The sequence below is a fragment of the Escherichia sp. XD33 genome (assembly GCF_019375075.1).
Lineage (GTDB): Bacteria > Pseudomonadota > Gammaproteobacteria > Enterobacterales > Enterobacteriaceae > Enterobacter > Enterobacter flexneri_A.
In genome coordinates this window covers 142,471-156,789 of the sequence record NZ_JAENDM010000005.1, presented here as the reverse complement: position 1 = coordinate 156,789, position 14,319 = coordinate 142,471, and the positions used below count along the sequence as shown (strand labels likewise).

At 51.3% G+C, this 14,319-nt stretch carries 14 protein-coding genes; all 14 read right to left on the bottom strand.

What is annotated here, in order from left to right:
- Positions 1–26: 26 nt before the first annotated feature.
- On the bottom strand, positions 27–623 hold the full coding sequence (rnhB, locus tag K0778_RS05390) for a ribonuclease HII (protein ID WP_000569430.1): 597 nt from the start codon (positions 621–623) through the stop codon (positions 27–29).
- Positions 620–1,768 (bottom strand): lipid-A-disaccharide synthase, encoded by a 1,149-nt coding sequence (gene lpxB / locus K0778_RS05385; RefSeq protein ID WP_063084618.1) that lies wholly within the window; start codon positions 1,766–1,768, stop codon positions 620–622. The genes rnhB and lpxB overlap by 4 nt, the downstream gene beginning before the upstream one ends.
- Positions 1,768–2,556, bottom strand: a complete 789-nt coding sequence (lpxA, locus tag K0778_RS05380; RefSeq protein ID WP_000565966.1) for an acyl-ACP--UDP-N-acetylglucosamine O-acyltransferase — start codon at positions 2,554–2,556, stop codon at positions 1,768–1,770. The genes lpxB and lpxA overlap by 1 nt, the downstream gene beginning before the upstream one ends.
- Positions 2,557–2,559: 3 nt before the next feature.
- Positions 2,560–3,015 (bottom strand): 3-hydroxyacyl-ACP dehydratase FabZ, encoded by a 456-nt coding sequence (gene fabZ, locus K0778_RS05375; protein ID WP_000210739.1) that lies wholly within the window; start codon positions 3,013–3,015, stop codon positions 2,560–2,562.
- A gap of 104 nt (positions 3,016–3,119) precedes the next feature.
- Positions 3,120–4,145: a UDP-3-O-(3-hydroxymyristoyl)glucosamine N-acyltransferase gene (gene lpxD, locus K0778_RS05370; RefSeq protein WP_001139279.1), complete on the bottom strand. Its 1,026-nt coding sequence runs from the start codon at positions 4,143–4,145 to the stop codon at positions 3,120–3,122.
- Between the two features lie 3 nt (positions 4,146–4,148).
- The gene (gene skp, locus K0778_RS05365) at positions 4,149–4,634 is read right to left on the bottom strand and encodes a molecular chaperone Skp (protein WP_000758956.1); all 486 of its coding nucleotides are present in this window, start codon (positions 4,632–4,634) and stop codon (positions 4,149–4,151) included.
- Positions 4,635–4,755: 121 nt separating this feature from the next.
- Complete coding sequence (bamA, locus tag K0778_RS05360) at positions 4,756–7,188, bottom strand: outer membrane protein assembly factor BamA (protein ID WP_001240896.1); 2,433 nt, start codon at positions 7,186–7,188, stop codon at positions 4,756–4,758.
- Positions 7,189–7,217: 29 nt separating this feature from the next.
- Complete coding sequence (gene rseP, locus K0778_RS05355) at positions 7,218–8,570, bottom strand: sigma E protease regulator RseP (RefSeq protein ID WP_001295561.1); 1,353 nt, start codon at positions 8,568–8,570, stop codon at positions 7,218–7,220.
- An 11-nt stretch (positions 8,571–8,581) separates the two neighbouring features.
- On the bottom strand, positions 8,582–9,439 hold the full coding sequence (gene cdsA, locus K0778_RS05350) for a phosphatidate cytidylyltransferase (RefSeq protein ID WP_000922446.1): 858 nt from the start codon (positions 9,437–9,439) through the stop codon (positions 8,582–8,584).
- A gap of 12 nt (positions 9,440–9,451) precedes the next feature.
- Complete coding sequence (gene ispU / locus K0778_RS05345) at positions 9,452–10,210, bottom strand: (2E,6E)-farnesyl-diphosphate-specific ditrans,polycis-undecaprenyl-diphosphate synthase (protein WP_001295562.1); 759 nt, start codon at positions 10,208–10,210, stop codon at positions 9,452–9,454.
- 188 nt (positions 10,211–10,398) lie between these two features.
- Positions 10,399–11,595, bottom strand: a complete 1,197-nt coding sequence (gene ispC, locus K0778_RS05340) for a 1-deoxy-D-xylulose-5-phosphate reductoisomerase (RefSeq protein ID WP_000811923.1) — start codon at positions 11,593–11,595, stop codon at positions 10,399–10,401.
- Between the two features lie 91 nt (positions 11,596–11,686).
- On the bottom strand, positions 11,687–12,244 hold the full coding sequence (gene frr / locus K0778_RS05335) for a ribosome recycling factor (protein WP_000622418.1): 558 nt from the start codon (positions 12,242–12,244) through the stop codon (positions 11,687–11,689).
- A 291-nt stretch (positions 12,245–12,535) separates the two neighbouring features.
- Entirely contained in the window at positions 12,536–13,261 is a 726-nt protein-coding gene (gene pyrH, locus K0778_RS05330) for a UMP kinase (RefSeq protein WP_000224573.1), read from the bottom strand.
- A 146-nt stretch (positions 13,262–13,407) separates the two neighbouring features.
- Positions 13,408–14,259 carry a translation elongation factor Ts gene (gene tsf / locus K0778_RS05325; RefSeq protein WP_000818114.1) on the bottom strand — a complete coding sequence of 284 codons (852 nt, stop codon included), beginning with the start codon at positions 14,257–14,259 and terminating at the stop codon, positions 13,408–13,410.
- Positions 14,260–14,319 lie beyond the last annotated feature (60 nt).

Below are 14,319 nucleotides of genomic sequence, written 5' to 3'. Positions count from 1 at the left end.
CGGTTTACTTAATCTCGACACAAGAATCAGGACGCAAGTCCCAGTGCGCGTTTGACAGGCCCAAAGCTGCGCCGATGGTGTTCGGTCGCGCCGTGTTCAGCCAGTTTTTCCAGATGAAAAGCGGTTGGGTACCCTTTGTGTTGGGCAAAACCATATTGCGGGAAAACAATATCCAGCGCCGCCATTTCGGCGTCACGCGTCACTTTCGCCAGGATAGACGCGGCACTGATTTCCGGTACGCGGCTATCGCCTTTCACCACAGCCATCGCAGGCATCGGTAATTTCGGGCAGCGGTTACCATCAATCAACACATATTCCGGCGCAATATGCAGCCCAGCGACGGCACGCTGCATCGCCAGCATGGTCGCATGAAGAATGTTCAGCTCGTCGATTTCGTGGGGTTCCGCGCGGCCCAGACTCCAGCTCAACGCTTTCTCTTTGATCTCTTCATAGAGCGCCAGACGGCGTTTTTCGCTCAGCTTTTTGGAATCATTCAGCCCGGCAATCGGGCGCGCCGGGTCAAGGATCACCGCAGCGGTGACGACCGCGCCAACTAACGGCCCGCGTCCGACTTCATCCACACCCGCAACCAGCTGCGTGTGCGGATAAACAAATTCGATCATTGTGCTAACTCCAGAACGGCTTGTGCCGCCTGCTCATCGGCATTGCAGCGGATCTGCTGATGCAGTTCACGGAAGGTATCGTGCATCGCGTGGCTGGTTTTCCCGTTCGCCAACAGCGGTAACAGCGCCGCAGCCAGTTTTTGCGGCTCACACTCTTCCTGCAATAATTCTTTGACTAACTCTCTGCCCGCCAGCAGATTTGGCAGCGAGACATAATCAGTTTTCACCAGCCGCTTCGCCAACCAGAAGGTAAAAGGCTTCATGCGATATCCCACCACCATCAGGCATTTCGCCAGCATACACTCCAGGGCTGCCGTACCCGACGCCAGTAGCGCCGCATCGCTGGCGACCATCGCCTCACGGCCCATCCCATCCAGCAAATGAACTGAAAGGTCTGGCGCGACTTCAGCTTTGATGCGTTCAAACTGCTCGCGGCGTTTGGCATTCACCAGTGGCACCACGATTTCGAGATCCGGATATGTCTGGCGCAAAAGCTGGGCCGTTTTCAGGAAATCGGCACTAAGCATTTCAACTTCTGCACCACGGCTCCCCGGTAGCAACGCCAGGCAGTGGGCATCGTGAGGGATCCCCAGCACATCACGGGCGGCATTTTTATCTGGATCTAATGGCATGGCATCAGCCATGGTATGACCGATAAAGCGGCACGGTACGTTGTATTTGTCATAAAACGCTTTTTCGAAAGGCAGAAATGCGAGCACCAGATCGGTGGCTCTGCCTATTTTGAAAACACGTTTCTGTCGCCACGCCCAGACTGACGGACTGACGTAATGAATGGTTTTGATACCCTGCTTTTTGAGGTTACCTTCAAGAGTAATATTGAAGTCAGGCGCATCAATACCAACAAAAACATCTGGCTTCAGTTCGCCAAAACGCTTTGTCAGATCGGCACGAATATGCAGTAAGCGACGCAGACGACCGAGCACTTCAACAATGCCCATCACCGCCAGTTCTTCCATTTCGTACCAGGCTTCGCAGCCTTCAGCCTGCATTCGTGGCCCGGCAACACCAACAAAGCGGGCGTTGGGCACATGTTCTTTCAGAGCGCGGATTAAACCGGCCCCCAGGATATCGCCGGAGGTTTCTCCGGCGACCAGGGCAATCGTTAATGGACGCTGTTCAGTCATTAACGAATCAGACCGCGCGTTGAGCGTGCAAAGAAATCGGTAAAGGCTTTCACTTCCGGATATGTTTCCGCCAGTTCAGCAATTTCCGGTTTCACTTCATCGAGCGTTTTACCGCTACGATAAATCAGCTTATACGCATTGCGGATAGCGGTAATCGCCTCACGGCTGAATCCGCGGCGCTTCAGCCCTTCGATATTGACACCGAACGGCGTTGCGTGGTTACCCTGCGCAATGACATAAGGAGGGACGTCCTGCGCCACACCGGAGCAGCCGCCAACCATCACGTGCGCACCAATGATGCAGAACTGATGGACTGCGGTCATGCCGCCGATGATCGCGAAGTCGTCAACCGATACGTGACCCGCCAGCGTTGCGTTGTTGGCGAGAATACAGCGGTTACCTACCGTACAATCGTGCGCAATGTGCGCGTTGATCATCAGTAAGTTGTCGCTGCCCACCTTCGTCAATCCACCGCCCTGGACTGTGCCACGATGAATGGTGACGCTTTCGCGAATGCGGTTACGATCGCCGATTTCCACACGGGTCGGTTCGCCAGCATATTTCAGATCCTGGTTAACTTCGCCGATGGAGGCGAACTGATAAATCTCATTATCGCGGCCAATTTTAGTATGACCATTCACGACAACGTGAGATTTCAGTACGGTACCCTCACCAATTTCGACATGGGGTCCAACGATACAAAAAGGACCAATGTGTGCGTTCGCGCCAATTGACGCGCCCTCTTCCACAATGGCGGTTGGATGCACAAAGGCGGATTTATCAATCACGTATCAGGCCTCCCGGCTACGAGCACACATCATCGTTGCTTCGCAAACTACTTTACCATCGACCAGAGCAACCCCTTTAAAACGGGTCAGGCCGCGGCGCGTTTTTTCGAAAGTGACTTCCATGATCATTTGATCGCCAGGCACGACCGGGCGCTTGAAGCGCGCTTCGTCAATACCAGCGAAGTAGTACAGCTCACCCGGTTCCAGTTTTCCTACGCTTTTAAACGCCAGAATACCTGTTGCCTGTGCCATTGCTTCCAGAATCAGCACACCCGGGAAAATCGGTTTTCCAGGGAAATGGCCCTGGAAGAATGGCTCATTGACAGAGACATTTTTTACTGCGCGCAGAAAACGACCTTCTTCAAAATCCAGCACGCGATCCACCAGTAAGAACGGGAAACGGTGCGGCAGAAGTTCTAAAATCTCTTCAATCTGCAGAGTATGAGTGTTAGTAGTCAAGATACTCTTCCTGTCAAAATATAAGAAACGACAATAATAACACGGCCTGCCGCAATCGTAAGAATGAGACAGGCCGTAAAGTTTGGCGAACAAAAGATGGAACGTTAGTCTTGTTGATTAACCTTGCGCTCAAGCGATTTCAGACGCTTGCTCATGTCATCAATGTTCATCACCAGTGCAGCGGTTTTGCGCCAGACTTTGTTGGGTTGCAGCGGAATGCCTGAGGAATAGACGCCTGGTTCAGTGATGGGACGCATCACCATACCCATGCCCGTAACCGTCACTTTGTCGCATATTTCCATATGCCCGTTGATTACGCTGGCTCCGCCGATCATGCAGTAACGACCAATTTTCAGGCTGCCCGCCATAATGACGCCACCGGCAACCGCCGTATTGTCGCCAATCACGACGTTATGTGCAATCTGGCACTGGTTATCAATGATCACGCCATTGCCAATAATAGTGTCATCCAGCGCGCCGCGATCGATGGTTGTGCAGGCACCGATCTCCACGCGATCGCCAATAATTACGCGACCAATCTGTGGGATCTTCACCCAGTTACCACGATCGTTGGCATAACCAAAGCCGTCTGCGCCTACCACTGTTCCGGACTGGATCAGGCAATTCTGACCGATCTGGATCTCATGGTAAATGGTTACGTTCGCCCAGAGACGCGAACCTGCACCGATTTTGCTGTTTTTACCTACGAAGCAACCGGCACCGATAATCACGTTATCGCCCAGTTCAACGCCGGACTCAATCACCGCGTTAGCGCCAATCGATACGTTGTTACCCAGCTTCGCCGTCGCGTCGATCACCGCACTGGGTGCAATGTTCTGCGCGGGCTGCGGCGTGGTATCTAAAATTTGCGCCATGCGCGCGTAAGTCAGGTAGGGATTCTTCACTACCAGTGCGGCACTTTTCGCGAAAGGAAGATCGTCCTGGGTCATGACAACCGCGGACGCCTGGCACAAGCCTAAATGCTCACGGTATTTTGGGTTAACCATGAACGTAATGTGACCTGTTTGTGCAGATTGCATGGACGCAACGCCGGTGATGACGATATCGCCATCACCGTGTAGTTCTGCATCCAACTGCTGCGCTAAATCAGCCAGTCGAATTGAAGGCATTACTTATTTAACCTGTTTCAGTACGTCGGCAGTGATGTCTTTTACATCGCTGCTGTTGTAAGCAACGGCGTTTGCATCAACAACCAGATCGATATCCTGGCTGTTGGCAACGGATTTCACAGCAGTCTGGATACGAGTAACCAGTTTGCCGCGTTCTTCGTTGGAACGACGTGCGCGATCCTGCTCAAAAGCCTGCGCTTTCTGAGCAAAAGTCTGGCGCTGAGCCATCACGTCTTTTTCCAGCTTAGTGCGATCGCTGCCCGCTTTCATGGACTGCAGCTTTTTCATTTTAGCCTGCAGATCGGTTTCCATACGCTGCAGTTCGCTGGCACGGCCTTTGAACTCATTTTCCAGCGTGTTAGAAACACCGGTTTTCTGCGCTACCTGCTGGAACAGGCTGCCCATGTTGACGATTGCAATTTTGTCAGCCGCCTGAGCAGAAGTTGCCAGTGCTAAACCGAGACCTGCAGCTAATAACCACTTTTTCACAATAAACTCCTTACCATCCCATTTGCACCGGAGGGTGCAGTTCTTTGCGTGGCCCGGCGATCTTATATTGATCGCCTAAAGTCATCGCTACACTACCACTACATTCCTTTGTGGAGAACACTTACCAGGTTTTACCGATGTTAAACTGGAACTGTTCTGCCTTGTCTCCATCGTACTTTTTGAACGGCTGGGCGTAGGAGAACACCAACGGCCCCAATGGGGACATCCATTGTAATGCGATACCCGCAGACATACGGATATTGCTTGGATCACTATAGTCCGGATATCCAGAATATTGGCTGGAATCCCAGTTTGTATCCCAAACGGTACCCATATCCCAGAAGAAGGAAGTACGAACCGAGTTAGCATACTTATCGCTAATAAACGGCGTCGGGGTGATGAACTCGAGGCTGGCAACCGCCATGGCGTTACCGCCTACAGCATCATCCGATTTACACAGGTCTTTCGCGCCGTCCTGAGTCGCACATTCGTAATCATAGTCCGGATCATAATTACTGGCCTGATGCGGGAAGTAAACTGCTTTCGGACCAATGGTATTGGACTGGAAGCCACGCACGGTGCTGGAACCACCGGCATAGAAGTTCTCGTAGAACGGCATCTCTTTGCCGCCTAAACCATCACCATAACCCCAGCGGGTACGCCCCAGAACAACCCATTTGTGATCGTCATCGATCGGCACATAAGTCGCCGTGTCTAACGTCACTTTGTAGTATTCGTTATCCGATCCAGGAATGGTCACTTTACCGGTCAGGTTGACACGTGAACCATCTGTCGGGAAGTAACCACGGTCAAGCTTGTTATAGGTCCAACCATAGTTGAACGTGAAGTCGTCCGTTTTGAAGCTGTTATCCTGATCAGAGGTGCTCGGATGTTCACCCATAGAGTACAGATAACGCCACATCGCAACCTGAGGCTGCATGTTGGACAGGGAGTTATGTACATAACCCAGACCTGCACGCAGCGAGTTATATTCGTTAATCGGGAAGCCCAACGTCACGTCTGTACCATAACTCTTGTTGGTATAGTCGGACAGGTCGGCGTCATCTGCCTGGAAGTCATTATAGAAGAGACGACCACCGAGGCTTACGCCATCTACGGTGAAGTACGGGTTGGTTACCGACAGTTCAGCATAGGTCTGGTAATCGTTTTTGGTCCCGTTGATACCAACAGCATAACCTGTACCTAACCAGTTATCCTGCTGCACACCAGCCTGGAAGCTCACGCCACTTTCAGTACCGTAACCAATACCAAAGTTGAAGCTACCGGTGTTGCGCTCTTTTACCTTGTAGACGACATCAACCTGGTCCGGGCTACCCGGAACACGTTGGGTATCGGTATCGACAGTTTCAAAGAAGCCCAGACGATTCAGACGCTCCTTACCCTGATCGACCAGATCGCTCCCCAGCCATGCACCTTCCATCTGACGCATTTCGCGACGCAGGACGGCATCTTTCGAGGTATCGTTACCTTCAAAACGGATCTTACGCACGTAGAAACGGTTACCCGCATCAACGTTCACACGTAATTTAACGGTTTTGTCGGCATCGTTAATTTCGGGCATCGACTGTACGCGCGGATAGGCATAACCATAGCGACCGAGAAGCTTTTTGATGTCATCTTCCATCTTGGTCACTTTGGTGCCGTTATACAGCTCACCCGGCTCGATCTTAGTCAGCTGCTCAATTTCAGCGGAGTGCCCGGCAAGGTTGCCGCTCACTTCAACGCCAGAAAGCTTGTACTGATCGCCTTCGGTGATGTTCACCGTGACGTAAATACCTTTTTTATCTGGCGTCAGACTGACCTGGGTAGAGTCGATGTTGAAACGGGCATAACCGCGATCCAGATAGTAGCTGCGCAGGGTTTCAAGGTCGCCCGCCAGTTTCTGTTTCTGGTATTTACGATCGCCTACCACGTTCCACCACGGCACTTCGTCACGCAGTTGGAAATGAGAGATCAGTTCGTCGGTGGTGAAAGCATGGTTACCAACAATGTTAATTTGCTGGATTTCAGCTGACACACCTTCCTGGAACACCAGTTTTAGGTCAACACGGTTGCGCGGCAGCGGGGTCACGACAGCTTTTACGCTGGCGCTATATTTACCGACGCTGTAGTAGAAGTCTTCCAGACCTTTCTCGATATCGGCAATGGTGGTGCGATCGAGGGATTCGCCCACACGCACACCAGAAGCCTCGAGGTTTTGCTTCAGCATGTCATCTTTCACCGATTTGTTACCGGAGAAAGTAATGCTGGCAATGGTCGGACGTTCTTTTACCTGAACCAGAAGGGTATCACCATCACGAAGGACGCGAACATCCTCAAAGTTGCCGGTAGCAAACAGAGCGCGAATGGTATTACTGATATCTTCATCATTAACCGTGTCGCCTGTGCGCACCGGCATACTGAGGAGGGCCGCACCAACGGCGACACGCTGAAGGCCTTCGAAATGAATATCTTTCACTACGAACCCTTCAGCACCGTATACGGTGGCGCTGCTAAACAGCAGCGACGCTATGAGCAACTTTTTCATCGCCATCGTTATTATGCGTTCTTCCTAACTAACTCTCATAACCGAGAGAAATCATTGAAAAGTGCAAGCCCCATTAACAGCACCAGCAGAATCGAGCCAATGCGATAACAAAAGTCTTGAACCCGCTCGGATACCGGTCCGCCCTTGATCTTTTCGATCGCAAGGAACAGCAGATGCCCCCCGTCAAGTACGGGCAACGGAAACAGGTTAATTATCCCTAAGTTCACGCTAATAAGCGCAAGAAACGGCAGGTAATAAACAACCCCGAGTTCCGCTGTCATCCCAGCCCCCTTGGCGATAGAGATCGGCCCACTGAGGTTGTTCAGTTTCACATCACCGGTGATCAATTTTCCCAGCATACTGACCGTCAGCTTCATCAGCTGCCACGTTTTGTCCGTGGCTTCGACGATGGCGTTGAACGGCCCATACTGGCGTACAACTTTATACTCATCTGGCAAAGGAATGACTTTCGGCTCAATACCGACAAAACCAATCGCTTTACCATTACCCGGTTTACTCTCCGGGATTAATGTCAAAGACAAGGGACTCCCCTGCCTTTCGATTTCTAACGCTAAGGATTTACCCGGGTTATCCCGGACAAGCATCACAAAGGTCACCCACTGCGTTAAGGGCTGACCATCGACTTTAACGATCCTGTCGCCTGCTTGCAAACCTGCCTTGCTTGCCGCCGAGTTTGGCTGCACATTTTCCAGTACAGGTTCAATTTGCGGCCCACGAGGACGAATCCCCAGCGAAGATACCGGATCTTCTTTATCAGGCTCAAACGCCCAGTGACGTAAATCGAGCTTTACATCCCGCCGTTGGTCGCTGCCAAATGGCGCTACTGTAATGGTGGTGCTTTCATCGCCAATTTTATCGACCAACTGCAAACGCACGGCATCCCAATCAGGCGTTTCGATACCATCTACGGCTTTTAGTTCCGTACCTGGTGCAATTTGTGCTTCCGCAGCTATCGAATTGGCTGCTATTTCGCCAACCACCGGACGTACGCCAGGCACACCAATAATAAAAACCAGCCAGTAGGCAAAGATAGCAAAAATGAAGTTTGCAACCGGACCTGCGGCAATAATCGCCGCTCGTTGGCCGACAGATTTATTATTGAAGGCATGGTGGCGGAGTTCCGGAACGACCGGTTCTGCGCGCTCATCCAGCATTTTGACATAACCGCCCAACGGGATCAGGGCGATAACATATTCGGTGCCGAGCTTATCAGTTCGCCGCCAGAGCGCCTTACCAAACCCTATTGAGAAACGCTCAACGCGAACACCACAACGCCGGGCAACCCAGAAATGACCAAATTCATGCACGGTGATAAGTACACCCAGTGCAACGATGAACGAAGCCAAATCCCAGAGAAAACTCAGCATATTACCTTCCGTTAAAGCGTCCTGAATACCAGTAACAACAAGCAAGCAAAGACCGGTACCGCAGCCGTCAGGCTATCAATACGATCTAAAATACCACCGTGTCCTGGAATTAAATGACCGCTGTCCTTAATTCCTGCTTCACGCTTAAACATACTCTCGGTCAGATCGCCGAGCACTGAGGCTAACGCTGCGACAATAGAGCAAATGAGTAAGGTGACGGGAGCGACGTCGAGATTCGCCCACATGCCATAACCCCATGAGATTACCGCTGCAGTAGCGAGTCCACCGATAAAGCCTTGCCAGGTTTTACCCGGAGAAACCTTCGGTGCCAGCTTATGTTTACCAAACAATTTGCCAAACATATATGCGCCGGAGTCAGCGCCCCATACTAGGATCATGACATAGAGCAGCCATATTGCGCCACTGTAATGATTCTCGTCATAGTGCCAGGCCCGTAACGCCAGCATGCCCCAGAAGAAGGGAACAATGGTTAGCACGCCAAAAATAAGGCGCAATGTTTTAGAGTTACGCCAGATTGCTGCGGAACCTGGGTAAAACAGCACCAGCAATAGCGCGACAATCCACCAACCCAGCGAAGCCCAAAGTGAGATTTCAACCAGCGGTTGATGAATATTTCGGTGATATTCCGGCAACAGAAAAAGCATCAGCGCCAACAATAACCCGCATAACACCGCCAACCATACTCGCTGCGAACGAGTGGTAAAACCGCTAAGCTGTCCCCATTCCCACGCTGCCAGCATGCAGACCACCAGCGTTACAATGGCGAACCCCACCGGCGGCAACAGAAACAACGCCGCGATGACGACGGGTATTAACACAAAAGCAGATATCAGGCGATACTTCAGCAAAAGCGACCCCCATCAGGCTGTTTCATCACCGGGCTCGGTGCCGCCGAAACGACGCTCTCGATTAGCAAAGGCATTTAACGCCCCTTCAAAGTCTTGTTCATCGAAATCGGGCCAGAGAACATCTGTAAAGTAAAGTTCGGCATAGGCAATTTGCCAAAGCAAAAAGTTACTAATGCGATGCTCCCCCCCAGTCCTAATTACTAAATCTACAGGGGCCAGTTCATGCATACAGACATGCTGGTTTAGCATCTCTTCATCTATCTGATCTGGTTGCAGGTTTCCTTGCTGCACCTTTTCAGCCAGTTGCCTGACTCCCTGGACTATATCCCAACGTCCACCGTAGTTCGCCGCAATATTCAGCGTCAGACCGGTATTCCCGGCTGTTAGCGCTTCAGATTTACGAATACGTTCTTGCAAACGCGAGTTAAAGCGACTGGTATCGCCAATAATACGCAGACGCACGTTATGTCGGTGCAGACTTTTTACTTCGCTATCGAGCGCCCACACAAACAGTTCCATTAACGCACTGACTTCCTGCGCTGGTCGGTTCCAGTTTTCACTACTAAAGGCATACAGCGTTAACGCCTCAATACCGTTGTTGGCCGCAAAAGAGACAGCCCGGCGGACGGATTTTGCCCCGGCTTTATGCCCAAAGGCACGAATCTTCCCTTGCTTTTTTGCCCAGCGACCATTGCCGTCCATAATGATCGCAACATGACGGCAGCCATGCGCTGGCAATTTTTCGCTAAGTGGTTGAGTAGCAGACAACATCACGCGTTTTTTATTCCCTGACAGGGTTTACGGTACTCAGGAATACTGAAGCCTATACAAAAAAAAGCCGTGTAAAACCACGGCATACCTGACCTTATAAAGCCAACTACTTACGATCAGATGGCGCAGACTATATCACTGAAGCCCTACGCTAACAAATAGCGCGACTCTCTGTAGCCGGATTATCCTCAGCTTGCGAGACGCATCACCTCTTTTCTGGCGACTTCACGCGCGTTCGCATCAACAGATAACACATCGTCCACACATTGTGGTTCGCGCATATCCATTTTTTCCAGTACGGATAAATTCAACGCAGCGATATCCGTAAAGCGGATTTGTTGCGCAAGAAAAGCAGCAACGGTGATTTCGTTTGCGGCATTCAATGCTGTCGTCGCTGCCTGGCCTTGTTCGAACGCCTCCATCGCCAGTTTCAGGCATGGATAACGATCATAATCCGGTGCGGCAAATGTCAACGCACTTAGTTTGCAAAAATCGAGCGGCTTCACGCCAGAGTTCACGCGATTCGGCCATGCCATGGTGTGGGCAATTGGCGTACGCATATCCGGTTCCCCCAGCTGCGCCAGAACACTGCCGTCCTGATAGCGCACCATTGAGTGAATCACTGACTGCGGGTGAATCAGCACTTCCATCTGGCTGGCGCTGGCGTTAAACAGCCAACGCGCTTCAATGTATTCCAGACCTTTGTTCATCATGGTAGCCGAATCGACAGAAATTTTACGCCCCATCGACCAGTTCGGATGACGGCAGGCTTGATCCGGCGTCATTGTTGCCAAATCGCGCAATGGCGTCTCACGGAAAGGGCCACCAGACCCGGTAAGTAAAATGGACACCACGCCATTTTGCTCAAGGTCAGCGTATCCCAGATTATGCTGGATAGGTTGCGGTAAACTCTGAAAAATGGCGTTATGTTCGCTATCGACCGGTAACAATTGCGCTTTGCTCTGCTTTACGGCGTCCATAAACAGACGTCCGCAGGTAACCAGTGATTCTTTATTGGCCAGCAAAATGGTTTTACCCGCGCGGATCGCAGCAAGCGTAGGTAACAGCCCAGCAGCGCCAACAATGGCTGCCATCACCTGATCAACATCCTCAAGCGCTGCCATATCGCAAGCGGCTTGTTGCCCACTTAAGACTTCGGTGCGGCTACCCTGTTGCTGTAGCATCGTTTTAAGAAGTTTCGCACTCGCTTCATCGTCCATTACGGCATAGCGGGGAGAGAATTCCAGGCACTGTTCTACCATGCGAGTGACATTTTTGCCTGCCACCAGCGCAACTACGCGGAAGTGTTCGGGATTATGGCGCACCACGTCCAGCGTGCTGCAACCAATCGAGCCGGTCGAGCCCAGAATGGTGAGTTGCTTCATGAAACATCCAGAGTTGAGACAGAATAAAAAGCAAAACGCCGCCAGCCGATCCGCAAGGATCTACTGAGCGGCGTTTTTGTCGTTCAAGAAATCAGAACTGCATCAGTTCTGCTTCTTTGTCTGCCAGCGCCGCTTCAATTTTCTTGATTGCAGCATCAGTCAGTTTCTGTACATCGTCCTGAGAACGGCGATCGTCGTCTTCGCTGATCTCTTTATCTTTCAACAGTGCTTTCACTTTGTCGTTCGCGTCACGACGCACGTTACGTACTGCAACACGCGCTTGTTCTGCTTCACCACGAACGATTTTGGTCAGATCTTTACGACGTTCTTCCGTCAGCGGCGGCAGCGGAACACGGATGTCGCTACCCGCAGAGTTCGGGTTCAGGCCAAGATCGGACGCCATAATCGCTTTTTCAACGGCCGGAGACATTGAACGATCAAACACGTTGATTTTCAGTGTACGGGAATCTTCTACCGTTACGCTTGCCAGCTGACGCAGCGGCGTCGGCGTGCCGTAATATTCCACGACAATGCCATCCAGCAGGCTGGGAGAAGCACGACCCGTGCGTATTTTGCTGATTTGGGTTTTGAACGCTTCTACGCATTTGTCCATGCGTACTTCAGCATCTTTTCTGATATCGCTAATCACGTTACGAATCCTTGAAAACTTGTCTCAGTCAGACCAGACAGTCACACACAGTGGAAGTGTGCTAAGTATAGCCCTGATTAAACATATTACGGGTAATCGTCTGGATTATTAGGCTATTTTATTTGCCATTTTGGCCCCGGGCAGTGCTCGCCATCCTCACGTACTTTTGTACGCTCCGGTTGCTGCGCGCTGGCCGTGACCAAACTGCCTGCAACAATAACGCCTTATAACCAGACTTACGCCCCCGCGATACTTACGCGGAATCTTACCCTTATTTATCCATCACGGGAATTATTCCGTGATTAAAGTCCCTTCTTTTTCACCCATTACCACACGGCGCAGCGCACCCGGTTTGTTCATATTGAAAACACGAATCGGTAATTTATGGTCACGAGCCAGCGTGAAGGCCGCCAGGTCCATGACTTTCAGCTCTTTTTCCAGCACTTCGCTGTAAGTCAGTTGCTCGTACATGGTTGCGGTTGGATCTTTCGCCGGATCAGCGGTAAACACGCCGTCAACTTTGGTTGCTTTCAGCACCACATCGGCTTCAATTTCGATACCACGCAGGCAAGCTGCTGAGTCGGTGGTAAAGAACGGGTTACCTGTACCGGCGGAGAGGATCACCACACGGTTGTTGCGCAACAGGCTGATAGCTTCTGCCCAGCTGTAGCTGTCGCACACGCCATTCAATGGAATAGCGGACATCAGACGAGCGTTCACATAGGCGCGGTGCAGTGCATCACGCATTGCCAGGCCGTTCATTACGGTCGCCAGCATCCCCATGTGGTCGCCCACAACGCGGTTCATACCCGCTTTCGCCAGACCAGCGCCACGGAACAGGTTACCCCCACCAATCACCACACCAACCTGAATACCCAGTTCAACCAGTTCTTTGATTTCCTGAGCCATACGATCCAGTATGCTTGCATCAATACCGAAGCCTTCAGTGCCCTGCAGAGCTTCGCCACTCAACTTAAGCAGAATGCGTTTATAGACGGGTTTTGCATTGGTAGCCATGTTTCTTTCCTGAGACTGTCAACGATTGAAATGAATTAATACTAGCGACATTGTACGTCGCTTTTCAGCGCAGCCCCACAAGGGTTAGCTGAATTTACAAGATGGGCACAAAAAGAAGCCGCCCTCAGGCGGCTCCTTTTCGATAATTAAGACTGCTTGGACATCGCAGCAACTTCTGCTGCAAAGTCAGTCTCAACTTTCTCGATGCCTTCACCCACTTCGAAGCGGATGAAGCCAGTCACTTCAGCGTTATGCTCTTTCAGCAGCTGACCAACAGTTTTGCTTGGTTCCATAACGAACGGCTGACCGGTCAGAGAAACTTCGCCGGTGAATTTCTTCATGCGGCCTTCAACCATTTTCTCTGCGATTTCTTTCGGCTTACCAGACTGCATCGCGATATCCAGCTGTACCTGGTATTCTTTTTCTACCACTTCAGCGGATACGTCTTCTGGTTTGATGAATTCTGGCTTGCTTGCAGCAACGTGCATAGCGATGTGTTTAACCAGCTCTTCGTCAGCGCCTTTAGCAGCAACCAGAACGCCGATACGCGCACCGTGCTGATAAGAACCCAGAACGTCGCCTTCCAGCGCAGCAACGCGGCGAATGTTGATGTTCTCACCAATTTTCGCTACCAGCGCAACACGTTCTTCTTCGAACTGTGCTTTCAGAACTTCAACGTCAGTGATTTTGCCAGCAACAGCTGCGTCCAGAACTTTGTCTGCGAACGCCTGGAAACCAGCGTCTTTTGCAACGAAGTCAGTCTGGCAGTTAACTTCCAGAATGATGCCGTAGTTGCCGTCGATTTTGGTTTTGATCACGCCGTCAGCAGCAACGTTGCCTGCTTTTTTCGCTGCTTTAATAGCACCGGACTTACGCATGTTTTCGATTGCCAGCTCGATGTCGCCGTTAGCTTCAGTCAGTGCTTTTTTGCAATCCATCATGCCTGCGCCAGTACGCTCACGCAGCTCTTTTACCAGGGATGCGGTAATTTCAGCCATTCTAAAATCCTCGGAGATGTGATCTGCCCGGCATTAAACCGCACAGATATAAAAGTGAAA